Here is a 26,680-nt window from a genome sequence, read left to right as displayed (position 1 = left end):
GCGGCCCCGGGATGCAAAATTATCCCGGCAGGGGAGATTAGGAGATGCTTGGCTGAAGGCGTTTGAATTCAATTCGATTACTACAATCTAATTATTTGTATTTAAATGAAAAAATCATTTTTTCAAACTATTGTCTAATTTCCTTTGTTTAATGAGGGGCTTAGTGTGTTGCCGACCTTGGGATTTTGCCACGATTTCTCAGTTGCCTTAGTGTGATCTCATTCATACTTTTGCAAAGCTGTAGTATACTGCAGGCCGGAATTTACGGGTCGATCCTGTGGGGCTGTCAGCTTCATTCATGAAGACGTGCAGTCGTAAGAGCGCCTAACAAAGAGGAATGTTGCCGTGCTAGAAGCATATCGTAAACACGTCGAAGAGCGTGCTGCTGAGGGCGTAGTCCCTAAGCCATTGGATGCACATCAAGTGGCTGAGCTTGTTGAATTAGTGAAAAACCCACCTGCAGGCGAAGAAGAATTTATTCTTAACCTGCTCGAAAATCGTATTCCCCCAGGTGTTGACGAAGCCGCCTATGTTAAGGCCGGTTTCCTGGATGCCGTTGCCAAGGGTGAGGTGAAATCGCCAATCCTGAGCGCCGAGCGTGCGCTGGAACTCTTGGGTACCATGCAGGGCGGTTACAACATCGAACCCCTGATCCGCCAATTGGACAACGAGCAGATGGCCCCGCTGGCGGTCAAGGCTCTGTCCCACACCCTGCTGATGTTTGATGCCTTCCACGATGTGGTTGAGAAGATGAAGGCGGGTAACGCCTATGCCAAGCAAGTGGTTGAGTCCTGGGCCAATGCCGAGTGGTTCCTCAGCCGTCCCAAGCTGGCCGAGAAAATCTCTCTGACCGTATTCAAGGTTACAGGCGAAACCAACACCGACGACTTGTCTCCGGCTCCTGATGCCTGGTCACGTCCCGATATCCCACTGCACGCCTTGGCGATGCTGAAAAACGCCCGCGACGGTATTGAGCCGGATCAGCCAGGCGTAGTAGGCCCAATCAAGAAGATTGAAGAACTCAAGACCAAGGGCTTCCCACTGGTTTATGTGGGCGACGTGGTTGGTACAGGTTCTTCCCGTAAGTCGGCGACCAACTCTGTGCTGTGGTTCATGGGTGATGATATTCCATTCGTGCCCAACAAGCGTGCCGGTGGCTTCTGCCTCGGTGGCAAGATAGCCCCTATCTTCTTCAACACCATGGAAGATGCCGGTGCTCTGCCGATTGAGTTGGATGTGGGCAACATGGAGATGGGCGATGTTATCGACATCTATCCTTATGCCGGCAAAGTGACCCGTCACGATAGCGACGAAGTGATCTCTGAATTCAAACTCAAGACTGATGTGCTGCTGGACGAAGTGCGTGCCGGTGGCCGTATTCCATTGATCATCGGCCGCGGTCTGACCGACAAGGCCCGTGAAGCTCTGGGTCTGGAAGCCTCTGATGTCTTCGTGCGTCCAGGTGACGTTGCTGATACCGGCAAGGGTTACACCCTGGCGCAGAAGATGGTAGGTAAGGCCTGTGGCGTAGAAGGTATCCGTCCCGGCCAATACTGTGAGCCCAAGATGACTTCTGTCGGTTCTCAGGACACTACCGGCCCTATGACACGTGACGAGCTGAAAGACTTGGCCTGTCTCGGTTTCAGCGCAGATTTGACCATGCAGTCTTTCTGTCACACTGCCGCTTATCCCAAGCCTGTTGACGTGAATACGCACCACACTCTGCCTGACTTTATCATGAACCGCGGCGGTGTTTCCCTGCGTCCAGGTGACGGTGTTATTCACTCCTGGCTGAACCGCATGCTGCTGCCTGATACCGTAGGTACAGGTGGTGACTCGCACACCCGTTTCCCTATCGGTATCTCTTTCCCAGCCGGTTCCGGCCTGGTGGCTTTTGCCGCCGCGACCGGTGTTATGCCACTGGATATGCCTGAGTCTGTGCTGGTGCGCTTCAAGGGTAAGATGCAGCCTGGTATCACTCTGCGTGATCTGGTGCATGCGATTCCGCACAAGGCCATCGAAATGGGTCTGCTGACCGTTGAGAAGAAGGGCAAGAAGAATATCTTCTCCGGCCGTATTCTCGAAATCGAAGGTCTGGAGCACCTCAAGGTTGAGCAGGCATTCGAACTGTCTGATGCCTCTGCCGAGCGCTCTGCCGCCGGTTGTACCATCAAGCTGGATAAAGATCCTATCATCGAGTACCTGAACTCCAACATAGTCATGCTCAAGTGGATGATTGCCGAAGGCTACGGCGACCGCCGTACCATAGAGCGTCGTATCAAGGGCATGGAAGAGTGGTTGGCTAACCCTGAACTGATGGAAGCCGACAAGGATGCAGAGTATTCAGCGGTTATTGAGATCGATCTGAATGAGATCAAAGAGCCTATTCTGTGTGCACCGAACGATCCCGATGATGCCGTGTTGCTGTCTCAGGTCGCCAACACCCAGATTGATGAAGTGTTTGTCGGTTCCTGTATGACCAACATAGGCCACTTCCGCGCCACGGGTAAGATGCTGGACAAGTTCGCCAAGACGCTGCCGACTCGTCTGTGGATTGCTCCGCCAACCAAGATGGATAAGGACCAGCTGACCGAAGAAGGTTACTACGGTATCTTCGGCCGCGTCGGTGCTCGTATTGAGATCCCGGGTTGTTCTCTGTGTATGGGTAACCAGGCGCGGGTTGCCGATGGTGCGACTGTGGTGTCGACTTCTACCCGTAACTTCCCGAACCGCCTGGGTACGGGTGCCAATGTGTACCTGGCCTCTGCCGAGCTGGCTGCCGTTGCAGCGCTGTTGGGACGTTTGCCAAGCCCTGAAGAGTATCAGGAATATGCCAAGGAATTGGACGCAACAGCGGCCGATACCTACAGATACCTGAACTTCGACCAGCTGGAGGCCTACACCAAGAAAGCCGGTGAAGTGATCTTCCAGTCAGCGGTTTAAGTTATTGCATAAATTATCGCAATAACCTAAGTCAGCTCATGGCACTCAATGCCAATAGCTATAGAGGCTTAGCGGTTCCCGGGAGCTGACGTAAAACCCCACTAACTTTGTTAGTGGGGTTTTTTCTATGTTAGCTGAAGCGTTTGGGTGGATGCGAATAGCTCCTCGTGAAACTCTCACTGGAAGAGGGTCAAACTTACAAAGCGGTTTGCTACATGTGATCACGCCTTGATTCACATCATGAAGAAGTGGACTAAGCCAATATGGGATAGGGAGTAGGTGATGGGGCAACTCACTGTTCGGTGACAGAGTATCACAGTGATAAACTGGCACCTAAACAGAAGAATATATCGCCGCGCTGACTATATGAGTATTAATGCTGATACATAACATCAAACTCAAGAGCGGCGATTTTATACAGTGCGAATTACGGGATTAGTTTTCCAGTTCGCCGCGTAAATACTTGAACAACTCGGCAGAGGACTTGGACTGAGGCCCCTTGGCCAGCTCCTTATTGGCCTGGCGCACCAGTTGCCTGAGTTTTTGCCTGTCCAGTTGCGGGTGTTCTTCCAGCAGGGACTGCACTTCGGCATCACCACCATTGAGCAAACGGTCACGCAACTTCTCGAATACCTGAGCCTTGGCGGCCGCTTCGTTGTTCTTGTTCAGCACCCGCTCAAGTGAGGTTTGAATCGCCTCAAGATCTTCGTTGCGCATCAGCTTGCCGATAAACTGCAACTGACGACGGAAGGCCTCGGTATTGGGCTTGATGTTCTTGGTTTGCATGATGGCATCAAACAGGGACTCTCCCAGCTCAATTTTGGCCAACTGACTCTTGCTCAGCGCTGCCAGCTGTTTGCCCAGATCCTGAGCCTCTTCACTGTCGCGTTTGAGCGAGGTCTTGCTGATATAGTCCTCGTCCTCATCATAAGGCTGTTTAAAATGCTCTGAATCGCCAACTATTTTCATAAAGTCTTTCCTCTGATACTGGCGCTGATTGTAGCATTCCCCTTGGCGCTTCGTCTTCTACGGCAGCAAAATTGATCTGTCGTGGTTATGTGAATAAAGCCGGCTTTTGTTATGCTAGGGGCAGTTTAGCCAATTCAAGAGTAAACCTGTGTCTGCAAATTTTATTGATAGTGAACTGAGTGCGTTGAAAGACGCGGTGGCAATGGCGCTGGAGTATGCCAATAGCCTGGGCACCAGTGCTGCCGAGGTGGCCATCAGCAAGCAACAGGGCCTGAGTGTTTCCACTCGCCTCAAGGAGGTGGAAACGGTCGAATTCAACAAGGATGGCGCGCTGGGGATCACCCTGTATCGCGATGGACATAAGGGCAGCTCTTCTACCTCGGATCTGTCGCCGGAGGCGATTCGCCAAGCGGTTAAGGCCGCCGATGGTATCGCCCGCTATACCAGTGAAGACCCTGCCAGCGGTTTGGCCGATCCTGAGTTGATGGCGAAAGATTTTCCCGATCTGGATCTCTATCATCCCCGTCACACCAGCCCGGAAGAGTTGGCCGAGTTGGCCATTCGCGCCGAAACCGCAGCGCTGGACAGAGACCCGAGGATCAAGAATTCCGATGGTGCCAGTGCCAACGCCCACAACAGCGTCAAGGTCTATGGCAACAGCCATGGTTTCCTGCAGGGTTACTGCAGCTCGCGCTACAGCCTCAGCTGTGTGGTGATTGGCGCCGAAGACAACGGCGATATGCAGCGCGACTATGACTATGGTATCAACCGCTGCTTCGACGCCTTGTTGAGCCCGGAGCAGGTGGGGGGTAAGGCTGCCGATAAGACGGTTGCCCGTCTCGGTGCCCGCAAACTGGCAACCGGCAAACTGCCCGTGCTGTTTGCGCCGGAAGTGGCCACAGGTCTGGTGGGACATCTGGTCAGCGCCATCAGTGGCTCAAGCCTGTATCGCAAGTCCAGCTTCCTGCAGGATGCTATCCACACCCGGATTTTCCCCGAATGGTTCAGCATTGCCGAGCAGCCGCATCTCAAAGGCGCTCTGGCCAGTGCCAACTATGACAGCGAAGGGGTTGCGACCCGTGAGCGTGACATAGTCCGTGACGGCATACTGGAGAGTTATCTGCTGACCAGTTACTCGGCGCGCAAGCTGGGACTGGTCAATACCGGCCATGCCGGCGGCATCTATAACTGGACGCTGGCCGATACCGGCCACAGTTTTGATGAATTGGTGCGTTCCATGAGCCGCGGGCTCATAGTCACTGAGGTGATGGGTCAGGGCGTGAATATGGTTACCGGCGACTATTCCCGTGGTGCCGCCGGCTTCTATGTCGAGAATGGCGAAATCCAGTTCCCGGTCGAGGAGATCACCATAGCCGGTAACCTGAAGCAGATGTATCGCTCCATGCAGGCGGTTTCCAGCGATAGGGATCTGCGCTCCAGCATCCGTACCGGGGCAATATTGCTCGATGAGATGAAGATAGCCGGTAACTGAGCCGGGAAACGGCTAAAAACGCTTGTAAAAGCCCGCTGTCAATGCGGGCTTTTTGGCATGTTCATTTTTATCAAAACGTTATGGGCTTATTGGGCATCATGCAGGGTGATATGCTTCCTCACCCGAGTCACTATCCTCAAAGCCGGGTGGCAGATATTGGCTGAGCTCTTTTAAGTTATTGCAGATACTGTGGGCTCTGTGTTCATCCCCTTGATGCAAGATAGTGAACAGATGTTGCAGTGCCATGGCATTGAGATAGTCCCGGTGAATCGGCGGGAAGATTTCGGCATCAATTTTGGCCCGCTGCAGGCGCTTGTTTATCGCTTGTTGACTACTGTTCAGCACCAGTTCCAGCGCGGTTTTCAAGTGCTGTTCCTCTTCGGCCATCAAGTTCATGGCCAAGTCCAACTGTGCCTGTGGCGTTAACGGCTTACGGGAAAACATCTGATTAACTCTTCGCGGCCCAAAAGGCCAGTGTACTCCTGGCATACTGGACTCAGGCTGAACCAGCGTAACTATGAGCCCTTGTTTCAGCTTAAGGAAACCAAGGCGCCGCAGCAGGCTGTGATATTTGCTGCATATAGTCTTGATAACGCCGCTTGGTTTCACCGCTGTTGGCCATTTCAGACAAGGCTTGCTGCAGCGCGTAGGCTATGCTGCCTGACTTTAGTTCCCAAGGGCTGTTGCCAATGGATATCGGTTTGGCGGCAACATAATTGGGATTTACTTCGGCGCTGAAGTAACGGCTATTGCGTGAGAACCCCAGGTGTCCTTGCCGCCTGTTATCGCAACAGTTGGGATGTAGTTTTAGCCCGTGCTGAGGATGATTTTGCAGCCAGTATCTCAGGGTAGATTCATCGTAGATATAGAAATCCCCCTGATGCTGTTTGAGAAAGGTTATCGCCGAATCTGTGCCCATATCCGGTGGTTTGCGCACTATTAATTTGTTCGGTAAACCACCCAGTTGATAGCTACCGGGGGAGATCAGCAGCACCAATTGTTTATCCACCAATTGCTGCAGTGAGGTGATGTCACTCAAGTCGTCGCGGCTGACGCCGATATAGCGTTCAGATAGGCCGTTGACGATGAAATGGGCGTAGTTGTGGCGCTCTTTGGAGAAGGCCAAGCCGGGATAAAAGTCGATACTGCCCTTGGCTATTTCCCGTAGGATACGCTTTTTCGGCGCTCGCACTACCTTGAGACTACAACCTATTCTGGCTGCTGCCTCTTGATAGAGGCTGAGATAGAGGCCGCTGTTATCCGGGGCCTGAGCAATAAAGGGTGGCCGGGCATTGGTGCGATACCCCATGGTTAACTCACAATTTTCTGCGGCAAATACTTGTGTCGCACAAGCGAGCGTCAGCAGTGTCAAACAGAACTTTATGATCACAGAATAACTCCTTCGGGTGGGGCTGACGCAGGCTGAATGATGAGGCGGGTTGATAGCATAGGTAAAATACTCGTGATATTTTCCTGGAGTCGATACTTGGTTGTTTTAATAAAAGAGGATAATATTTGCGCGATTTTTGTCCGGTATGGCCGGGCAAGTCTCATCCAATTGAAATAAGGAGCCGATATGGCCAAACATATTAAGCAGACTGCACAGCTGGAGCATGAATCCGGTCGTGGACAGATCAAAGATAACGCCCTCAAGGCGGTGGTGACCAGTTCACTGTTTCGCTGTCGCAGCGAGAAGCCGAAGAAGGGCAAAGGATCATACAGTCGTAAAGGACGCAATCAAAAGGGGCAACAGGGTGTTGCCCCTTTTGATTTTATGACTCTAATCTTTTCACCCTGCTGACACCTCAATAAAGATTTCTCCAAGGTGTTGGGAGAGTTTATTCCGGCATCTGCACCAGTTCGGCCCACAGATCGTGCTCATCAGAATGAGTGATCAGTGCGCGCACCATGTCCCCTGGGCTTAGTTCCACTTCACCGTTTAAGAATACCATGCCGTCGATTTCAGGCGCATCGGCATAGCAGCGGCCAATGGCGCCTTCCTCGTCCACATCATCGATAAGGACATCCAGCTCACGGCCTACCAGGCGCGCCAGCCGCTCGGCACTGATCTCGGCCTGCACCTGCATGAAACGCTCATAGCGGTCCTGCTTGACCTCTTCACTGATAAGCTCGGCCAAGGTATTGGCCACGGCGCCATCGACTTCCGAGTACTTGAAGCAGCCCACTCGGTCCAGCCTTGCTTCACGCAGGAAGTCCAGCAGGATTTCGAAGTCTTCTTCGGTTTCACCGGGGAAGCCGACGATAAAGGTTGAGCGGATCACCAGATCCGGGCAGATCTCACGCCATTTCTTGATGGCGTCCAACTGGCGGTCGACCCGGCCGGGGCGCTTCATCATCTTGAGCACGCGAGGGCTGGCGTGCTGCAGTGGCAGATCCAGATAGGGCAGGATCAGTCCTTCGGCCATCAGCGGGATCAGCTCATCGACCCAAGGGTAAGGGTAGACATAGTGCAGGCGCACCCACACACCCATCTTGCCCAGGTGGCGGGCCAGGGTAGTGATATCCTGCTTCACCGGCATGCCGTTCCAGAAATCGGTGCGGCCGCCCTTGTCTTTGCCGTAGGCCGAGGTGTCCTGGCTGACGACCAGAATTTCCTGAACGCCACTTTCCACCAGGCGTTTGGCTTCATCCAGCACGCTGCCGACACTGCGGCTGTCCAGATCGCCCCTCAACGCCGGAATGATGCAGAAGGTACAGCGGTTGTCGCAGCCTTCGGAAATCTTCAGGTAGGCATAATGCTTGGGGGTCAGCTTAACGCCGGCTTGCGGGATCAGCGAGGTGAAGGGGTTGTGCTCCGGCTTGGGCACATATTTGTGCACATGGTTCAGCACGGCTTCATAGCTGTGGGGGCCGGTGATCTCCAGTACATCCGGATGCACTTCGCGGATCTGGTTTTCCTTGGCGCCCAGGCAGCCGGTGACTATCACCTTGCCGTTTTCTTCCAGCGCTTCACGCACGGCATCCAGCGACTCTTCCACCGCGGCATCGATAAAGCCACAGGTGTTGACTATTACCAGGTCGGCATTGTCATAGCTGTTGGTAACCTCATAGCCGTCGATGCGCAGTTGGGTGAGGATCCGCTCGGAATCCACCAGGTTTTTGGGGCAGCCCAGGCTGACAAAGCCGATGCGATTGCCGCTGGTTTGGGCCTCGGCAGGGCTGTTTTCCTGTGCCAGAGTCTTGGCCGGAGTGTCCAGAGTCGTGGTCTGCTTGGGATCAAAAATGTCGACTGATTTCTTCAAGAGCTGTTTTCCGCAATGCTAAAGCTGATGGAGCACGCTTGGGTGCCGGTAAAATTGGCGGCGATTATACCTCAGCCATAGAAAAGGTACAGTTGGGCTGGCTAATTTATGTTCTATGTTGCCATCTCGGTTGCCGCTTCAAAACGTCGTTGAAAAATTTTTTGATTTTTTTAACCCTTTTGTCAGCCGGCTGCGTTTCTATGGTCAACGAAAGCGAACTTTTTGGAGAACCAAGATGAAAAAATCTCTGCTGAATCTGGCGCTGATAGGCGCATTGTTACCCGCTACTCTAATGAGCCACTCAGTACTGGCTCAGGATAGACCTCTACTGGAAACCACAGGCGTCAGCCAGATACAGGTTGAGCCCGATATGGCCGAAATCCATGTTGAAGTGTCATTAAGCGAATCTGATGCCAAGGCGGCCAAGGCCGCATCCGACAAGGCTGTGGCCGCTTTTATCGAGCGCCTGCTCAAGGCCGGGGTCGCCAAGGAGTCGATTGCCGCCGCCAATCTGAATCTGCAACCTGAGTATGTTTACCTCAAGGACAAGGCGCCCGAGCTCAAGGGCTATCGCGCCAGTCGCAGTGTGACAGTGTTGGTGAAACAGTTGGATCAGCTCAATCCCATACTGGACTCGGCGTTAATAGGCGGGATCAACAAGGTGAACCAGATCAACCTTAAGTCCAGTAAAGAAGCCGAGATGCGCAAGCAGGCGCGGCAGGCGGCCATTGAAGATGCCAAGCAAAAGGCCAGTGAACTGGCGGCCGGATTCGGCGAGAAACTCGATGGCGTCTGGTCGATTCGTTATTTCGACCAAGGCCCGGTGCGTCCTGTGATGTACAAGGCCGCCATGATGGCCGAAGGCGCTATCAACCAGAGCTATGAGTATGGCCAGGTAACCTTCTCCGACAGGGTCGAGGTCAGCTACAAGCTGCGTGACTGAGGTAAGCATTCGGGTGAGAGCCGTTGGCTCGCTGATGGAGCGAAGCAGTTTTTAACCGTGGCTCGTGAACAAGCGGTGCCGGTATTGCTAGGCCGTGACATGAGTCACTTCCCCTGGGCTTAATGCCCGCCTAGCGGGATATTTACCGCCAGAGGCGCAATCCGGCTTGCTATTGGGGCTGTGATAGTTAGAATGCCAGTCGAATACCTTTGAGTAGAGGCGCGCTGCCTAAAAGTAACCGGGAAGAGGGTGATGCCTTTGAGGCCCGGGGAAAGGAGTCGGCGCCGAAGTAGCCAGGCCATCAAACCTAGCTGCTGGTTCTGTATCTAACAGGTGCAGGACTGCCATAGTCATCCACTATGGAGCGCTACCTGAAGGAGCTGAGAAGTTTCTGCCCTCCTTGGTCTGAGTTTCTTCGATCCTATCGGTAGATCTCCACCTTTCTTGGTGTAAAGAGATCATGAATATCATGCATTTTGCGGACTCTCCCTGGTCCATAGTTCCTCCTCTGCTGGCGGTTGCGCTGGCGATCATCACCCGTAGAGTACTGCTCTCCCTTGGGGTAGGCATAGTCGCCGGCAGCCTGATGTTGCAGCAGTTTTCACCGCTGCAATCGCTGCGCTACCTGTTTGACAGTGTGCTGAAAATCTTCTGGGTCGATGGTGCTCCCAACAGCGATAACCTGAATATGTTGCTGTTTATGCTGCTGCTGGGTGGGCTTATCAGCTTGATGACCGCCTCGGGTGCGACCCGGGCCTTCGCCGAATGGGCCGCCAGGCGCTGCCAGAGCCGCAAGGGCGCCAAGTCGCTCACCGGCTTGATGGTGTTTGCCTTTTTTATTGACGACTTTTTCCACAGCCTGTCGGTGGGGCCCATTTGCCGCCCTGTGACCGATAGATTCCAGATCTCCCGCGCCAAGTTGGCCTATCTGCTGGACTCGACTGCGGCGCCCGTATGCGTATTGATGCCCATTTCTTCCTGGGGAGCCTATATCATCGCCCTGGTGGGCGGCATACTCGTGGCCCATGGGGTGACAGAGCAGAGCCCGATCGCCGCTTTTGTGCAGATGATCCCCATGAACCTCTATGCGGTATTTACCCTGATCATGGTGGTGGTGGTGATCGCTTTCCAACTGGATATTGGGCCGATGCGACAGCATGAGCAGCGGGCGCTCGAAGGTAAGCTCTGGGATGAATCCAAGGGCAGGCCCATAGGGCTGGATATGGAAGCCCCGGCCGACAGCCGCGGCGGCATGCTGGATATGGTGTTGCCGATAGTGACACTGACGGCGGCGAGTATCTATTTCATGCTGGACTCCGGGGCTCAGGTATTGGCCGCCAATGGTCAGGCCTTCAGTGTGCTGGGCGCCTTTGAACATACCAATGTGGGCTCATCTTTGGTTTATGGCGCCCTTTGCAGCCTGGCGGTGTCCGGCTTGTTGGCCCTGCGTCTCGGCCTTGGGATATCCACTTGGCTGCGCGCCGCCCCCAGAGGCGTCATGGCCATGTTGCCGGCTATCAATATACTGCTGTTTGCCTGGACCATAGGCGCCGTGGTGCGTGACATGGAAACCGGCAAATATCTCGCTAGCCTGGCTAACGGCAACCTGCCCGCAGGGCTGCTGCCTGTGGTGGTGTTTGTGCTTTCCTGCGCCATGGCCTTTGCCACAGGCACCAGTTGGGGCACTTTCGGTATCATGTTGCCGCTCGCCGGTGATATGGCTGCCGCCAGCGATATTCAACTCCTGCTGCCCATGTTGTCGGCTGTGCTGGCCGGCGCTGTGTTTGGCGATCACAGTTCGCCCATCTCCAGTACCAGTATTCTGTCGGCCACCGGTGCCGGCTGTCACCATATAGACCACGTACTGACCCAGTTGCCTTATGCCCTGACAGTCGCCTTCGGGGCAGCGCTCGGTTATCTGGCCATGGGGCTGCTGCATTCCACCCTGGCCGGTTTCCTGGTGAGTGCCGCTTGGTTTGCACTCTTCTGCCTCTACCACGCCAGGCGTTTCCAGGCGGCTCCGGAGGCCGCCATCGGCTGAGGCTGAGATGGGATACCAAAACGCCCCAGGAGTTTTTCCGGGGCTTTTTACTCTTGCCAAAGGCTTGCGCGAAGATAAGGAGTCTCAGTGATCCAGATAGAGATAGTTCTGCCAGCTTTTCATCCTTATCAATACCTTACGCATGATTGATACATGCTCAAAGCTGTCGGAATAGATGGCGATCTCCACATTGGTACCCAGTGGCAAATGATACTGACTCAGGTCATCCAGCGGCTTGAGTTTCACCAGAGGTCGGCCGTTGAGGCGAATTTGTGACGAGCCATAGAGCTGCCCCTGCGCCTGCACCTGAGATTCACCTATGGCCGGCAGCACTTCGACCACTTCGGCTTGAAACACTTTGCCCGGCAGAGCGCGGAAGATCAGCTCGGCCTTGAAACCGGGTTTCAGCCGCAGCAGCGAGTTTTGCCTAAAGGCGCCGACAAAGAAGCGCTCCTCCTGATGGACAAAGGTCATCACAGGCCTGAAGGGCATGGGCACCACCATCATTCCCGGTCTCAGGGTCAACTGGGTTACATAACCGTCTGAGGGGGCATGCATGCTGGTTTCCTCCAGATTGAATCTGGCTTTTTCCAACATGGCGGCAATTTCGGCCACTTGGGTGTTTTGCCCCTGATACTCGGCTTCCAGTGCCAGCTTGGCGCGCCGGGCTTCGGCCTCGGCCGCCTCTACTGAGGCCTGGGCGCCGAGATAGTACTGACGACGGTTGTCGACATCGGCACGGGTGAAGGCGCCTTTTTCAAAACCGTTGCGGTAGCGCTCATATTCCAGTTGGGTTCTGTCCCGTTCGGCCTCGGCCTTGATGCGACTGGCCTCGGCGGCCTTATAGGCGGCGTCCAGCCCCAATACCGCCTGTTTAGCCTGCTCCAGGCTGGCCTCCAGCCGGGTGACTTCTGTCTGATAAGGAGTCGGATCGACCCGGAACAGTAACTCGCCCTCTTTCAGCAGTTTATTGGGGGTGACGGGCACTTCTATGACCTTGCCGCGCACCGAGGGGATCAGCGGGGTGGTGACATACATCTGGCTGCCCATGGCGGTATGGGGATGGTTGTAGTTCATCAACAAAATCAAGGTGCCTATCAGCACTACTCCGCCGAGCACGGCGGTGGGCACGCTCCACTTGTTGAGTGGAATGCGGAAAATCTTGAAGATGGCGACACAGATGGCGGTGTAAGTGAGGATAAGCAAGAGATCCATTTATCTGTTCTCCCCATTCTTGTTATTGCTTTGGGTCTGATTATCTGTACCTGGAATGTCGGTCGAGTCTGCTGCCGTATCCAAGCCCATGCCGCTGGTGGGTTTGGGATTGACTGCGGGCTCTTCTGAAGACGTTTGGACTTGGGTTGGGGCTTGGACTTGGGCACTCGACGCTGCAAGGGCCTCTGTGGCGGCATGCTTTTGGGCTTCCAGGGCGGCGACTTTTTCACTCAATAGCTCCAACTGCTGCGCCAGAAGTACGGTTTCATGGTGCAGTGATTGCTGCTCCTGTTGAATTTTGTCAAAGCCCCAGCCCCTGTCCTCGCGCCAGAGCGTGGCCCAGATCCACAGAAACGGCCACAGCACATGCAGGGTAAACAGGCTCACCCAGCCTGCGTAGTGAATAGCGTCCTGATGGGGGTGGTTGCGTTTCTTGGCCAGTTCGTAGGGGATGTCGTGGATCACTATCACCCCGTAGAAGATCACCAGGGCGACAAAGATCAGCAGCCCCAGCGCGATATAATCCAGTGTCATCTAATCGGATTCCCTTATTGGTAAATACGCTTGAATAAGTGTAGATGGCCGCTGGCGGATTGCCCGGGAATGATGAATTTTTTCAGGGGCATAAGACTAAAATCGACTCGTGCCCGAAAGGGTTAGGGCTCGGCAGGTCCCGGCAGCATAAGCTGATAAAATGCCAAATCCAGCCAACGGCCGAACTTATAGCCCACCTGGGGCAGGGTGCCTGAGTGCTTGAACCCCAACTTCTGGTGCAGGGCAATACTGGCCTGGTTTCCGGCATCTATGGCGCCCACCATGGTGCGCATGCCGCGCTCCCGGGCCTGGGTTATCAAATGCTGCATCAGAAAGCGCGCCACCCCTTTGCCTCTATGCTCCGGGTGCACATACACAGAATGTTCCACCGAGTAGAGGTTGGCTGGATAGCCGCGAAACGGGCCGAAGCTGGCAAATCCCAACAGTTGCCCCTGCTCATCCTCGGCGCCCAGAATTGGCCAGCTGCCTTGTTGTTTGGCGCCGAACCAGTCGCGGATCTGCTGCTTGTTCCTTGGCTGGTATTCATAAAGGGCTGTGGTATGGGCAATGGCATGGTTGAAGATGGCGCGTATCGCTTCGCCATGTTGCTCAAGTTGGCAGTGACACAGATGCATTCCAGGCTCCCAAGGTGGTTTCGCCTGAGTATGCCACAAGCCGGTCGGCGTGCCACCTAATGGACTGGATATCAAAAACAGTGCCTGCCCAGGTGGCAGGCACTGCTCAGGCTCAGTGCTGATCCAGCATGCCTTGGGTGACTATAAAGTCGATGATTTCAGCCACCCCTTGCCCCTGCTTGAGGTTGCTGAACACCCAAGGCTTGTTGGGGCGCATTCTGGCGGTATCTTCGGCCATCACTTCCAGCGAGGCACCGACATAGGGTGCCAAATCTATCTTGTTGATCACCAGCAGATCGGAGCGGGTAATGCCCGGGCCGCCCTTACGGGGGATCTTCTCGCCCTCGGCCACATCTATTACATAGATGGTCAGATCTGCCAGTTCCGGGCTGAAGGTGGCACTGAGGTTGTCGCCACCACTCTCGACAAAGACCAGATCCAGGCCGGGATGGCGCGCCGTCAGTTCTTCCACTGCCGCGAGATTCATAGAGGCGTCTTCGCGAATTGCCGTATGGGGGCAGCCACCGGTTTCCACGCCTATGATGCGGTCGGCGCTCAGGGCCTCGGCGCGGGTGAGAATTTTGGCGTCTTCCTGGGTATAGATATCGTTGGTGACCACGGCCAGGTTGTAGTTGTCACGCATCGCCTTGCACAGGACTTCCAGCAGTGCTGTTTTGCCCGAACCAACGGGGCCGCCAACGCCTATGCGCAAAGGTTGTTTGGTTGTTTGCATATTTTCTCTCATGAACGAAACAGTCGGGTGTATTGGGTTTCATGGCGGGCACTGGCAATGGCCAGCGCCGGGGTATAGCTGCCGATATCGGCCTCGGGCCAGTCTTGCGCCTTTTGCAGCGCCTCGGGGATCTCGGTGCTCAGTTGCAGCAACAGCTGCTGACCGGCGCTCTGTCCCAGAGGGATCAGCTTGACGCCGGCAGTGACGGCATTTTCGAGCCAGCTCCAGCAATAGGCCTCGCACAGTTCATATGTCGGCAGTTGCCAGTGTTTGGCTGCGAGGGCAAAGGCCGCCAATTGGGTTTGCAGCACCAGCTCCCGCTCCTCGGGCGCAAGTGGGATCCCCAGTTGTGGCAGCAGTTTGGCAAAGGCCTGACCTCGCTGGCGCTCCTCCAGCCTTAGTTCTGCTGTTTCGCGACTGGCCAGCAGTAGGCGGCAATAGTCGCTCGCCGCAGAGATGTGTTTCTGCGCCAGCGCCTGACACAGACGCATCAGCAAGGGCAGCTCCAAGGTGGCCAGGCTGTCTTTAAGTTGGTTTTGCAGCCAGTGTCCCAGGGTGACAGGGTCTTTGACCCAGCCCCGCTCTATGGCCCATTCCAGTCCTTGGGAATAGGTAAAGCCCCCCACAGGCAGAGACGGACTCACCAACTGATAGAGGCGCAAGCGGCCAAGCTCGCCGGGGGCCTTGGTCTGAGGCTCAAGGCACTGCTGCCCATGGGCTGGAACCCGGCCGGGGCTGATTTTAGTGGTCATGGCTGTGGTCGTGAGCATGTTCGTGAGAGTGCCCATGACTATTGCCGTGACTATGAGCGTGACTATTACCGTGACTATTACCGTGACTATGGCCGTGGGCACTGCCACCATAGGCCCCCGCCTCGGGTTGGAACTTGTCCTGGCGATAGCTGACCGTGAGTCCGAGTCCCTTAATCATCTCGTCCAGAACATGATCGTGCAGGTAACAGCATTGGCCTTGGGTTATCTGCAGCGGCACATGACGATTCCCCAGGTGATAGCAGGCACGAGCCAGCAGCAGTGGGTCTGAGCTGCTGACCACAGACAGGCTTTCGGCCTTGGCAAAAACCTTGGCCAACTCGCCCGTTTCCGCCTTGAGAATATCGCCCTCTTTGAGGACAGTACCGCGTGGCAGAAACAACCCGGCTTCGCTGCCGTCACTCAAGGTCACTCTTTGGCGGCTGCGAACCCGTTCATCCATCGACAGCCACAGCTGCAGTGTCGGGGTCTGTTGGCATTCATCGGCTTCCAGGCGTTGACAGAAATGGATCATCTAAACTTGCTCCTCTTGGTTTCAAGGCCCGAATATCAGAACAGGAAGTAGCGCTGGGTCATGGGCAACTCAGTGGCCGGTTCACACACCAGCGGCACACCATCGGCCTTGACCTCATAGGTTTGGGAATCCAGTTGGATCTCCGGGGTATAGTCGTTATGCAGCATCTGTTTTTTACTTATGTTGCGACAGCCCCTCACTTCACCTATGCGACTCTTGAGCCCCAACTTACCGGGGATATCCGCTGCGATGGCCGCTTTGGACAGAAACAGCATGGAGCTGCTGTGCAGCGCCTGGCCAAAACAGGCATACATGGGGCGATAGTGCACGGGTTGCGGGGTGGGGATGGCTGCATTAATGTCGCCCATAGGGGCATAGGCTGTCAGGCCACACTTGAGCACCAGCGCAGGTTTAACCCCGAAAAATGCCGGATCCCAGAGCACGATATCGGCCAGTTTGCCCGGCTCTATCGAACCCACCTCATGGGCTATGCCATGGGCGATCGACGGGTTGATGGTGTACTTGGCCAGATAGCGCTTAATGCGCTGGTTGTCGTTGTGCTCCGTGTCTCCCGCCAGAGGCCCGCGCTGCAGCTTCATCTTGTGGGCACACTGCCAGGTACGCATTATTACTTCCCCGACCCGGCCCATGGCCTGGGAGTCGGAGGACATCACTGAGATGGCTCCGAGATCATGCAGTATGTCCTCGGCGGCTATGGTCTCACGGCGAATGCGCGACTCGGCAAAGGCCACATCTTCGGCAATGGCCGGATCCAGGTGATGACAGACCATCAGCATATCCAAGTGCTCATCCACTGTGTTGACAGTGTAAGGCATGGTGGGATTGGTAGAGGCCGGTAGAATATTGGCTTCTCCCACTGACTTGATCACATCCGGGGCATGGCCGCCACCGGCGCCTTCGGTGTGAAACACATGAATGACCCGGCCATCGATCGCCTTGATGGTTTCTTCATAGAAACCGGCTTCGTTGAGTGTGTCCGAGTGAATGGCTACCTGCACATCCATCTCATCGGCCACCTGCAGGCAATGATCTATGGCGGCTGGTGTAGCCCCCCAGTCCTCGTGGATCTTGAAGCCCATGGCTCCGGCCGCTATCTGTTCCCGCAGTGCTTCCTTATTGCTGACATTGCCCTTGGCGAACAGGCCTATGTTGATTGGCAGTGAGTCCACGGCTTCCAGCATCCGGTGCATGTTCCAGATCCCCGGAGTGACTGTGGTGGCGTTACTGCCGGCCACAGGCCCAGTGCCGCCACCGATAAAAGTGGTGACGCCACTGACCAAACCTTCTTCGGCCTGTTGTGGGCAGATAAAGTGGATATGGGTATCCACCCCACCGGCGGTGACCAGCTTGCCTTCACCGGCCACCACTTCGGTTGCCGGGCCAACCACTATGTTGACACCATCCTGCACATCCGGGTTACCGGCCTTGCCTATGGCCTGAATGCGGCCGTCTTTAATGCCTATGTCTGCCTTGACTATGCCCCAGTAATCCAAGATCAGGGCGTTGGTGATCACCAAGTCGACACAGTCGGCCGCCAGTGCCTGGCTCTGACCCATGCCATCGCGGATCACCTTGCCGCCACCGAACTTGACCTCTTCGCCGTAACGGCAGTAATCCTGCTCTACTTCGAGGAAGAGCTCAGTGTCGGCCAGTCGTACTCGGTCGCCCTTGGTTGGGCCATACATGTCGGCGTAGGCCCGTCGTGATAACTTGCTCATTTTGCCTCCAGTGCGCCCATGATGGCGCCGCGAAAACCATAGATGGCCCGGCGACCGCCAAAGGGCACCAGCTCCACGGTTCTTTGCTGGCCGGGCTCGAAACGGATCGCCATGCCGGCCGGAATATTCAGCCTTAACCCCTTGGTTTGCTCGCGCTCGAACGCCAGTTGGGGGTTGACCTCGTAAAAGTGGAAATGCGAGCCGACCTGAATTGGCCTGTCGCCCAGATTAGCCACCGAAATTTTCAACTTGGGCAGGCCAGTATTGATTTCAATGTCGCCCAGTGCCTCATTGAGACGGTATTCGCCCGGGATCATCTGCTGCCTCCAATCAGATTATCGGTTCGTGGATCGACACCAACTTGGTGCCGTCGGGGAAGGTGCATTCCACCTGAATGTCGCTGATCATCTCAGGGACGCCCTCCATCACATCCTCGGCACTGAGTATGGTGCGGCCGTAGTTCATCAATTCGGCCACCGTCTTGCCGTCGCGGGCCCGCTCCATGATTTCACAGGAGATCAGGGCTACCGCTTCCGGGTAGTTCAGCTTCAGGCCTCGGGCCCGGCGACGTTCAGCCACCAGCCCGGCGGTGAACAACAACAGTTTGTCTTTTTCTCTTGGGGTCAATTCCATCTTCTGGTCTCGCTATCAGGTCGCCCAAATCCTTGGCGGCTGCGGCAGACGTCCGTGCCAGTGTTGGTGGATCTGTTGCCAGACGGCAATCAAGGCCGTCATCAGCACTTCGGTTTGGTGTCCCAGCAAACGGATACAAAGAATGCCGTCTACCAGGGTGGCACCGTATTCAAAGTCGTTTGTGCCTGCGGCGAAGGTCGTCAATGCCTGGCGTACCAACGCCAGCAACTGCGCATCGGCGGGGAAAACGTAGCAGTTGCCCTGCATGGGATAGGTTTGCAATCCCGCCAACTGCTCTGGGTTGCCGGCCTGCTGCACCAACAGGCCTTCGGACAGGCGCAGCTCGCCATCCAGATAAATTTGGCTGCGGCCGCGAATATCGCCATGGCTGAAGCATTCCTTGAGCACAGGGCGACCGAAGCAGAGCATCTCCCAGCCGATGAAGCGTGCACCTGTGACCAGCTCTATGCGGGTTTCCAGGCGGGCACAGGCACCGGGGAAAAACAGGGTTTCCTGGGGCAGCCATTCCAGCAGGGCGCCATCGGCCACTTGCAGTTGCAGTTGCTGAGCCGCATATTGGCCGCCGCTGCGGTAAAACTTACCGGCGCCCGGAGTGGTTACCAGGCTGTGGGCACCGCTGTCGGCGGCGATAATAATTTGTAGCTGGTCGCCGCCGACTACGCCTCCCGGTGGATGTAACAGATAGGTGTGGCAGACCCCGGCTTCGGCCTGAAACGGGCGCTGCACCAGCAAGGGACCAAATTGTTCCCTTTGCAGCAGCCGGGTTTGCCCCCGTCTGGGGCCATAGCGCAGATAGAGTCGGGCACGCCAGTTGGCATGCGTTATAGGAATTACAGACACACTTACCCCTGCCCAGGAATTGTCAAAAGGCATCTAGTTGTTTGAAAGTTGGACTCGATTTCGATCAGTTCGGCGTCGACCACGCCCTGGATGCACCGCAGAAAACTACGCGGTAGGGCGAAGAGAGAAAGGTCGACGGACGCCGGAGATCATAGGAGTTGTCAAGCATGGCGACAAGAGTCGCCCAAGCGAATTCATTTCGTTATCTGCTCATTTTATTTCGCAGTTGTTGTTTCCGGAGGTTCCGCCAGCACCAGTGATGGACGTCTGTGCCCAGGTGAGCCGCTATCCTTGAGGGCAAACAGCGCCAGAATGTCGTTGCCGCTGCGGGAGTGACTGCGAAACTGCAGCGGTGTCATTCCCTGATGCTGCTTGAACTTGTCGCAGAAATAGGCCGGGCTGTGAAACCCGGACAGCTTGCAGACCCGGCTGACCGGGAAGTCGGTGAAGGTCAAATAGTTGAGAGCCACCCCCATGCGCACTTCCAGCAATAACTTACTGAAACTGTAGCCTTCCTGTTGCAGATGACGCCTGAGTGTGGCCGGGCTGGTATACAGACGGGCAGCGACTTGTTCCAGGGTCCATTTATGACCGGGATCTGTCATGATCAGGCGTGCCAGCGCTCTTTCCCTGGGTTCGTCATATTTGACTCTGAGGGTATTGAACAGATCGACTCCGGCGGCCAGTATCGCCTTGAGGATAAAATACTGACATTGGCGTAGCAGACAGGGGGCCTGGGGGGTTGGGCTCACCAGTTCATGGGTGAGCCGCAGCAGTTCAAAGTTGTCTCTGGCGGCATCCGGCGTACTCAGGGCGTAGCGGCGATAGTGACCATCTGTCTGACATTGGCCCGGCAGATAGTCAACGGCCAACTCTTCCAGCAAAGCTTCATCCAGCGTCAGTGTTTGTAGCGTCAGCGGTTGCTGCGCCGCTTCTATATGACAGGAGATGTGGGCAAAACGGGGAATGATCAGCAGAGTATCCTGGTTCACGTTCAGTCGCTCACCATTGATACTGACCCAGCCATGAGCGGAGTGCAGACGCACCAAAAGCGCGTTATCTATATAAAATTCGCGCAGTTCTATATGTCTGGATGAGTCGATATGTCGGTATTGCATCGTGAGTCTGGCCCGGGATGAATGCCTGTATTATAACCTGAGCCGGCTTGTCACCAAGCCGGGCAGAATAAAATTAGCTCCCCGGGTTTCAGTCGCGACTGTCTTTGGGGGCTTGAAATTCGGTCAGGCTCATATCGGCGTGCAGTACGGCTATCCGCTTGGGGGCGCCGTTTTCTGCCAGTTCCAGAAGGCCGATACCGCTTTGGTTGACCAGGCGCTTGCTGGGGGCTCCATTGGGGCGGCGGCCGCGGATCGACATGCGTTTGCGTTTGGTCAGCAGATTGAGCGGCGAGAAATGACCATAGAGCCAGCCGTTGAGCTTATCAAATACAGGCAGCAGCTTTTCCGGGAACTGATTTTTGATGCCGCTGGCGGTGACCTGGTAGATGTTGGGACTGGCACGGCGAAAGCGGATCCCTATGTCATAAGCAAAGGAGTAATGCACATCGCCGGAGAGGATCACAAACTCCTGCGGGGTACGTCTGTGCATGAAGATCGACAGCAGGGCGTTGGCGGCGCCTGGGTGCGCCATCCAGTTTTCGGCGTCCACCAGCAGCGAAGCCCCGATCAGGGTCGCCGTGCGCTGCACCGCCTCAATCAGCTTGACCCCGAAAATCGGTGCCGCCGACACTATGATGACCTTATCCTGCCCCAGCAGTGCCTGCTGCAGATCCATCAGCGCCTCCCAGTCCATCAACCCGGAAGGCTTGGCCAGGTTGGATTCGCTGCGCCAGCGGCGGGTACGGGTATCCAGTACTACCATTCTGGGTTGAGTATCCAGGGTGTAGTGCCAGTTCTCACACTTGAGCAGCTTGTCTATCAGGGCATCCTGGCGCTCACTGTCGGCTAGATAAAGGCCGCTCAGCTCTTCGAAAAAGTCGGTAAACCTCTTGGGTTGATTGCCAAGGGCCTGAAACAGGGTGTAACCCAGCAGGGCATTGCCTATGATGCGCTTGGAGAAGGCGTGACCATAGGCGGCCTCTTCCCAGCGGGCCGTGAGGTTCCAGTCGTCGGTGATGTCATGATCATCGAAGATCATATAAGTAGGCAGATGCGCCAGCAGGCGCCTAACCTTGCCAAGACCCGCCTTGAATTCCAATAGATGTTGCCACTGGGTCTGCCACTCCTGTGCCCGTTTGCCGGTCAGCCCGGGTAACTGCTGCGGCAGTTCCAGTTGCTGCCACAGTTCCGGTGACCAGATTAAAAGATACAGGGCCGTGACTTCGGCGAAGCTCAGCAGATGGTTTTCAGCCATCGAAGAGGTGAATATGGGGTGATTGATATACCAGCGCCAAAGTGCTGTCTTGGCCGGATACTGGGTACGGGGCAAGAGCTGTTTTGGCCTTTGGTAGAGGGAGTCAGGGCCATAATCTATCTGCGCCGAGTCTTTGAGTGGGGCGTCACTAAAGCTTTCCTGCTTTAGTCCCAGCAGCTCGATTACCTGGGCAATGGCCACCAGGGTGGGGCCGGCCACGTCATCGACATAGAGCTGATCGCCGCTCAGCATCAGTAGCGCCGGGCGCTCGCCTGGGGCATTGTTCTGCTCCAGCAGAGTATCGGCCGCCACCAGTGCATCGCCGCTGTGATGATGCGGGTTGCGACAGGAGCCGTGCAGCAAACGATCCAGCCTGGGCTGCAGCACCAGCTCGGGGGTGGATTTGTCCGGATAACACAGACCTTCGATATCGGCGAACAGCGACTGACCATCGGCATCTTCCAAGCTATAACCCACGGCTTGCCCTTGGGGCAGTAATCCGGGAACTTCCAGATGCAGCAGATACTGCCAGGCGTGTTTACCTAGTTGTACTCGGTGCACTTGTTCTTCATTCAGCGGCAAGGGCGCCGACTTGTGACTCAACTTAAGCGTTAATTGCGGGCTCAACGGTTTGCTGCTGACCCACCAGAGGGTGAAATGGTCCCGGTCACAGTGGCGCAATATCGGGCCGGCCAGGATCAGCGGCAAGGAAGAGGAAGTGGTCATCGGCGGGTTCTGCAGCCTCTCAGGAATGAAAAAGGGTGAATCCACAGGGTAAACAAGTGCTTTGGCTTTGAAAAGCCCCTAAAATGTGAAGCCTTGTTAATGATGTAAAGCGGCCGTGCCGAGGTGTCGACGGCAGACATTGACACTCCAGAGCCTCGCAATGCCATAGCCAACTTGGTATACCTGCCGATTCAATGCTTTTGCAGGTTTTCGGATGATAAACGGATGAAAAGTACCCCGATGGGAATGACTGGCTTATTTGGCCGAACCGGTGGCCTGGCGGCGGCCGATCAACTGGCGTTGCTGCGCGTCCTGGGGTTGCTGCTGCAATTGGGGTTGACCCTGCTCGGCAGTGACGCCTTTGGCCTGACGCTGCAACCTGAACCCTTGTGGTGGGTGTTCGGGCTGGAAAGTGCCTACCTGGCCTTGACCCTGTGGTTGCGTCATCCTCTTTATCGTCAGAGTGCCGGTATCTTTATCGCCCTGTTGCTGGACACCCTGTTCTGGATCTCCTGGCTGTGGTTTTCCGGTGGTGCTACCAATGCCTTTATTTCGCTGCTGCTGGTGCCGATTGCGCTGGCGGCGGTCACCTTGCCCGCCTGGGGCAGTTGGAGCCTGGCTGCGTTGTCGACTCTGGCCTATAGCCTGATGATCTTAAGCTTGCCGGAAGGCCATATCCGTCATCAGGGTATGGATATGAGTTCACACTTCCTGGGGATGTGGCTCAACTTTGTGGTGTCGGCACTGGTGTTGACCACCAGTGTCGCCCTGATAAGCCGTCGTCTGCGACGCCAGGATACCGAGCTCGGTTGGCTGAGGGAAAATCAGCTGCGGCAGGAACAGCTGCTGGCGTTGGGCACAGCTTCGGCGCAGATGGCACACCAGTTGGCAACGCCACTGGCGAGCCTGAGATTACTGCTGGATGAAGCCATGGAAGAGGGTTTGGATGCCGAAGCGCAGGTGCAAATGGATCAGGCGTTGTCCCGCTGTGAAGTCACACTCAATGAATTGCGCCGCGCCACTGAATCGATTCGTGAGCGTCGCTGCCAGGCCGTGACATTGGCGGCACTGGGGCAAAATATGCGCCAGCAACTCATGCTGTTGATGCCCGAGGTGGATTTCAGTCTCACCCTGCCTGCTGGCCTGACTGAACGTGAAATTATCACAGATGCCAGCCTGTTACCGGCGCTGCTGGCGCTGGTGGATAACGCCGCCAAGGCTAGCCTTAACAATATAGGCGAGCCTAAGGTTGAAATTGGCTTCGACTCCCTCGGTGACACTCGGCTTGAAATTAACATCAAGGATTATGGCCGCGGCATAGAGGCCCATCTCTTGGGTGAGCTTGGACTGATGCCGGTGGCGAGCCGCACAGGGATGGGGGTTGCCGTGCTCTTGAGTCACGCCAGTCTGGAGAAGCTGGGGGGCGAGCTGGTACTGCACAACGGCCCACAGGGCTGTGAGGCGCGTATCAGTCTGCCCTTATTGCCGGTTTCTGCCATTAAAGGAGATGCGGCATGAAGCGGCTATTGATAGTCGAAGATGACTTGGCGCTGGCGGCCATTTTGACACGGCGTATGCAGCGGCATGATTTTGAGTGCTGCCATGCCGAAGATGCCAGCCAAGCACTGCTCAGCGCCCGCAGCTGGCAGCCGAGCCATGTGCTGCTGGATATGAAATTGGCGCAAAGCAACGGCCTTAGCCTGATAGTACCGCTGCGAGCCAGCCTGCCCAAGGCCTGTATTGTGTTGCTCACCGGCTTTGCCAGCATAGCCACTGCGGTGGAGGCGGTGAAACTGGGGGCAGACAACTACCTGGCCAAGCCGGCCGACACCCGGACACTGCTGGCAGCACTCAAAGTCGAGCCTAAACCCCATACGGCTTCATCCTTGCCTGATGAAACCCCGCTGCACCCCAAGCGCTTGGAGTGGGAATATATTCAGCAGGTACTCAATGCCAATAAGGGCAATGTCTCGGCCACCGCCCGCCAGTTGGGAATGCATCGCCGCACCCTGCAACGTAAGCTGGCCAAGAAGCCTGTTGCTTAAAAAAATCCCGGCCTTCCGAGACGAGAAAAGGCCGGGGCAGGTTCAATTGCAGTGGAAATCTCAACGGCTTGCGGGAGCACGGTGAGGATGAACCCTTAAGCGGGCAACCGTGGCGCCCTTAAAAACGGTACTCGCCCATGACCCAGGCGTTGAGACCGGGTTGTGGTAAGCGCTCGCCGACGGCGATATCACCGCCCATTACCCGGTTATAACCGGCGAGATGATCGACATATTCTCTATCCAGCAGGTTATCGACTCCGGCCTTGAGCATAAAGCTGTCACCGCGGTAACCGGCCGCCAGATTCACCAAGCCATAGCCTGCAGTTTCCTGCTCCAGCTGAGTGGCCGAGACCTTATCCTGGGCGGCAACCGCTACTGTCTCCAGGCGGGCAAACCAGCTGCCCTGATCCCAGTTGAGTCCCAGAGTCAGGGTAGGCGGGGCGATACGGTAAAGCTTGTCTTCCACGTCGCGGCGCTCACCATAGGTATAGGCCGCTTGCAGATCCAGGCTCCACTGTTCATGCAACTGCCAGTGGGCGTTGACATCCATGCCGTAGAGCAGGGCATCGGTATTGCTGAACACCAAGGTGTTGGCATCGCCGGCGGCGATAACGGCAGGATCATCCGTGGGCAGGCCTTGAATATAGTTGTCTATCCTTTGGACAAACACCCTAGGGGTCAGGTTGAAACCCTGACGGTGTAAATCCAGCCCCAGCTCCAGTTGCCAGGCGGTTTCCAGATCCAGGTCCATCTGGCCCACATAGGTGCGGCCATCGGCCAGCCCGCCGGTGGACTGCATCGGCACCCAGAGATAGCGCTGTTGATAGCTGGCACTGGCCTGTTTTCGTGCCAGGCCGATTATGGCATCCAGCTCATTGTCGATTTCGAAGCGGCCGTTGAGCACCAAGTCCAGCCCGGTATCGTTTTGGCTGCGATCGGCCTGATTGAATCTGTCCATCAGGGTCTTGATTGCCGGTTTCATGGTCGCCATAGAGTGACTCACGGCATCGGCATCAAACCTGTAGTGTTTCACCCGGCTGCCCAGTTGCCAGCTCCAGCGGCCAAAATCCTGTTGCCATTGGGCGTAGAGGCTATAAACACTGTCGTTGATACCGTTGAAGTTATCCACCCGGAACTTGCTGTTGCTCGGGTCTGTCACCACAGTATCGTGTTCGGCATGGCGCCAATCAAAGCCAAATTCCCAGCTGTCTTTCGCCATTTGCCAATGGCCATCGAAACTTTTGGAGTCGGCTATGGTGTAGCGCGGTGCCATGGTAGGCATTTTCATCCGTAGGCTGAAGTTGTCCATGCCGTGACGGGCATCGCTGTAGCCCAGATGCCAGCGCATTTGCCAATCGGCCAGCAGGTGCTCACCACTGAGTTTGAATCTGTCTGTGCGGATATAGTCGATATCCATCGGCAGCGCCGGGGTGGCGGCATCTGTGGTTTCCAGATGCTGGAACGAGAAGGCTATCGACTCATCATCGGCGTTGCTGTCGGCCAGGTTAAATCTGTATTCACCGCCGAACACCTGCTTGTCGTAGACCCCTGGCAGTAATCTGTGGTTATCGCCGCTCTCGGGCACATCATTGCCCTTGAACAAGTCGCCATACAGCATGAGTGCCTGACGCTCACCGCCGAAGTTGCTCTTGACGCCGATGCGACTCTGCTCGCCATTATGCTGGTATTGGCCGCTGACCAGGCCGCTGACTTCATCGAAACGGGCCTGGGACTCCACTACCCGGATACTGCCACCCAAGGTATCGACGCCGCTGGCGACTGGGGCTATGCCGCGATCCAGTTCGAGTTGCTCTGTGATTACAGGCACGGCATAACTCAAGGGAGTATCCATGGCGTTGGGACCGGCGCCGGCCATGCTCATGCCGCCGACCTGGGTTTCGACTCTATCGCCAAAGAGGCCTCGGTACTGGGCTATGCCGGTAAGTGGGCCGTTACTGTTGACGTTGGCGCCGGGCAGTGACTTGAGCAGACCACTGATATCGGCCTTGGGCGCGGTGGCTTCTGGCGAGGTCTGCAGCACGCTGCTCTGTACGCTGCCGCGCACCACCAGCACTTCCATGGGAGAGTCACTGGCCTTGGCGGCAGTGCCCAGACCGATTATAGGCAGTAAAGCCAGAGCGAGAGGAGAAGGTGAAAAGCGCATATCTTATTGATTTTGGTTGTTTTGGGTGACCCATTCTGGGTCTTGTGCGCGGATGGGGCAAAGCTAAACAGCCAAAGTGCGACAAGC

At 55.9% G+C, this 26,680-nt stretch carries 23 protein-coding genes, 1 pseudogene and 1 riboswitch; of the genes and pseudogenes, 7 read left to right on the top strand and 17 right to left on the bottom strand.

Annotated features, from left to right (window positions below; all coding sequences use genetic code 11):
- Positions 1-345: 345 nt before the first annotated feature.
- Positions 346-2,943 (top strand): bifunctional aconitate hydratase 2/2-methylisocitrate dehydratase, encoded by a 2,598-nt coding sequence (gene acnB, locus RC73_RS04775; RefSeq protein WP_039033563.1) that lies wholly within the window; start codon positions 346-348, stop codon positions 2,941-2,943.
- Between the two features lie 435 nt (positions 2,944-3,378).
- On the opposite strand, the gene yjgA is transcribed toward acnB, so the two are convergent.
- A complete protein-coding gene (gene yjgA / locus RC73_RS04770) occupies positions 3,379-3,912 on the bottom strand; it encodes a ribosome biogenesis factor YjgA (RefSeq protein WP_039033562.1) in 534 nt (177 codons plus the stop codon).
- 148 nt (positions 3,913-4,060) lie between these two features.
- On the opposite strand from yjgA, the gene pmbA reads away from it, so the two are divergent.
- On the top strand, positions 4,061-5,404 hold the full coding sequence (gene pmbA / locus RC73_RS04765; protein WP_039033561.1) for a metalloprotease PmbA: 1,344 nt from the start codon (positions 4,061-4,063) through the stop codon (positions 5,402-5,404).
- 96 nt (positions 5,405-5,500) lie between these two features.
- On the opposite strand, the gene RC73_RS04760 is transcribed toward pmbA, so the two are convergent.
- Together RC73_RS04760 and RC73_RS04755 are read right to left on the bottom strand one after the other, a co-directional pair.
- Positions 5,501-5,848, bottom strand: a complete 348-nt coding sequence (locus RC73_RS04760) for a hypothetical protein (RefSeq protein ID WP_039033560.1) — start codon at positions 5,846-5,848, stop codon at positions 5,501-5,503.
- Between the two features lie 91 nt (positions 5,849-5,939).
- Positions 5,940-6,794: a substrate-binding periplasmic protein gene (locus tag RC73_RS04755; RefSeq protein WP_052247993.1), complete on the bottom strand. Its 855-nt coding sequence runs from the start codon at positions 6,792-6,794 to the stop codon at positions 5,940-5,942.
- 186 nt (positions 6,795-6,980) lie between these two features.
- Here RC73_RS04755 and RC73_RS04750 point away from each other — a divergent pair, with 186 nt between their 5' ends.
- A complete protein-coding gene (locus RC73_RS04750) occupies positions 6,981-7,205 on the top strand; it encodes a ribosome alternative rescue factor ArfA (protein WP_039033559.1) in 225 nt (74 codons plus the stop codon).
- A gap of 37 nt (positions 7,206-7,242) precedes the next feature.
- On the opposite strand, the gene rimO is transcribed toward RC73_RS04750, so the two are convergent.
- Positions 7,243-8,667, bottom strand: a complete 1,425-nt coding sequence (gene rimO, locus RC73_RS04745; RefSeq protein WP_039033558.1) for a 30S ribosomal protein S12 methylthiotransferase RimO — start codon at positions 8,665-8,667, stop codon at positions 7,243-7,245.
- 235 nt (positions 8,668-8,902) lie between these two features.
- Between rimO and RC73_RS04740 the strand changes: the two genes are divergently transcribed.
- The gene (locus tag RC73_RS04740) at positions 8,903-9,610 is read left to right on the top strand and encodes an oxidative stress defense protein (protein ID WP_025010213.1); all 708 of its coding nucleotides are present in this window, start codon (positions 8,903-8,905) and stop codon (positions 9,608-9,610) included.
- Positions 9,611-9,816: 206 nt separating this feature from the next.
- A riboswitch (Lysine riboswitch) is annotated at positions 9,817-9,988 on the top strand.
- A gap of 82 nt (positions 9,989-10,070) precedes the next feature.
- Positions 10,071-11,651, top strand: coding sequence for a Na+/H+ antiporter NhaC family protein (locus RC73_RS04735; RefSeq protein WP_039033557.1), 1,581 nt, complete (start codon positions 10,071-10,073; stop codon positions 11,649-11,651).
- 84 nt (positions 11,652-11,735) lie between these two features.
- Here the strand turns inward: RC73_RS04735 and RC73_RS04730 are convergent, their stop codons facing one another.
- From RC73_RS04730 to RC73_RS04675, 12 genes and pseudogenes are all read right to left on the bottom strand, one after another.
- Positions 11,736-12,866, bottom strand: a complete 1,131-nt coding sequence (locus RC73_RS04730; protein ID WP_039033556.1) for an HlyD family secretion protein — start codon at positions 12,864-12,866, stop codon at positions 11,736-11,738.
- Positions 12,867-13,165: 299 nt separating this feature from the next.
- A pseudogene (locus RC73_RS20980) lies at positions 13,166-13,400 on the bottom strand (DUF3302 domain-containing protein); the annotation flags it as partial.
- A gap of 122 nt (positions 13,401-13,522) precedes the next feature.
- Positions 13,523-14,035 (bottom strand): GNAT family N-acetyltransferase, encoded by a 513-nt coding sequence (locus RC73_RS04720; protein WP_039033555.1) that lies wholly within the window; start codon positions 14,033-14,035, stop codon positions 13,523-13,525.
- A gap of 112 nt (positions 14,036-14,147) precedes the next feature.
- Positions 14,148-14,768 (bottom strand): urease accessory protein UreG, encoded by a 621-nt coding sequence (gene ureG / locus RC73_RS04715; RefSeq protein WP_039033554.1) that lies wholly within the window; start codon positions 14,766-14,768, stop codon positions 14,148-14,150.
- Positions 14,769-14,776: 8 nt separating this feature from the next.
- Complete coding sequence (locus RC73_RS04710; RefSeq protein ID WP_235369966.1) at positions 14,777-15,556, bottom strand: urease accessory protein UreF; 780 nt, start codon at positions 15,554-15,556, stop codon at positions 14,777-14,779.
- Complete coding sequence (gene ureE, locus RC73_RS04705) at positions 15,510-16,052, bottom strand: urease accessory protein UreE (protein WP_039033553.1); 543 nt, start codon at positions 16,050-16,052, stop codon at positions 15,510-15,512. Before ureE ends, RC73_RS04710 begins: the two co-directional genes overlap by 47 nt.
- Before the next feature lie 35 nt (positions 16,053-16,087).
- Positions 16,088-17,791, bottom strand: coding sequence for an urease subunit alpha (ureC, locus tag RC73_RS04700; protein ID WP_039033552.1), 1,704 nt, complete (start codon positions 17,789-17,791; stop codon positions 16,088-16,090).
- Entirely contained in the window at positions 17,788-18,108 is a 321-nt protein-coding gene (locus RC73_RS04695; protein WP_039033551.1) for an urease subunit beta, read from the bottom strand. Before RC73_RS04695 ends, ureC begins: the two co-directional genes overlap by 4 nt.
- Before the next feature lie 13 nt (positions 18,109-18,121).
- Entirely contained in the window at positions 18,122-18,424 is a 303-nt protein-coding gene (ureA, locus tag RC73_RS04690) for an urease subunit gamma (RefSeq protein ID WP_039033550.1), read from the bottom strand.
- 15 nt (positions 18,425-18,439) lie between these two features.
- Positions 18,440-19,285: an urease accessory protein UreD gene (locus RC73_RS04685; protein ID WP_233962594.1), complete on the bottom strand. Its 846-nt coding sequence runs from the start codon at positions 19,283-19,285 to the stop codon at positions 18,440-18,442.
- Positions 19,286-19,500: 215 nt separating this feature from the next.
- On the bottom strand, positions 19,501-20,403 hold the full coding sequence (locus RC73_RS04680) for a helix-turn-helix transcriptional regulator (RefSeq protein ID WP_052247992.1): 903 nt from the start codon (positions 20,401-20,403) through the stop codon (positions 19,501-19,503).
- Between the two features lie 88 nt (positions 20,404-20,491).
- Entirely contained in the window at positions 20,492-22,384 is a 1,893-nt protein-coding gene (locus tag RC73_RS04675; RefSeq protein WP_039033549.1) for an alkaline phosphatase D family protein, read from the bottom strand.
- 225 nt (positions 22,385-22,609) lie between these two features.
- Between RC73_RS04675 and RC73_RS04670 the strand changes: the two genes are divergently transcribed.
- Both RC73_RS04670 and RC73_RS04665 read left to right on the top strand, forming a co-directional pair.
- On the top strand, positions 22,610-23,902 hold the full coding sequence (locus tag RC73_RS04670) for an ATP-binding protein (protein ID WP_412514479.1): 1,293 nt from the start codon (positions 22,610-22,612) through the stop codon (positions 23,900-23,902).
- Positions 23,899-24,429: a response regulator transcription factor gene (locus RC73_RS04665; RefSeq protein WP_039033548.1), complete on the top strand. Its 531-nt coding sequence runs from the start codon at positions 23,899-23,901 to the stop codon at positions 24,427-24,429. The genes RC73_RS04670 and RC73_RS04665 overlap by 4 nt, the downstream gene beginning before the upstream one ends.
- 118 nt (positions 24,430-24,547) lie before the next feature.
- Here RC73_RS04665 and RC73_RS04660 read toward each other — a convergent pair whose 3' ends face one another.
- Positions 24,548-26,593 carry a TonB-dependent receptor gene (locus RC73_RS04660; RefSeq protein WP_039033547.1) on the bottom strand — a complete coding sequence of 682 codons (2,046 nt, stop codon included), beginning with the start codon at positions 26,591-26,593 and terminating at the stop codon, positions 24,548-24,550.
- Positions 26,594-26,680 lie beyond the last annotated feature (87 nt).

Origin of the sequence: Shewanella sp. ECSMB14102 (assembly GCF_000813075.1) — a bacterium.
Classification (GTDB): domain Bacteria; phylum Pseudomonadota; class Gammaproteobacteria; order Enterobacterales; family Shewanellaceae; genus Shewanella; species Shewanella indica.
Note: the sequence above shows the minus strand (reverse complement) of the source record. Positions and strands in the feature narration are given on the sequence as shown.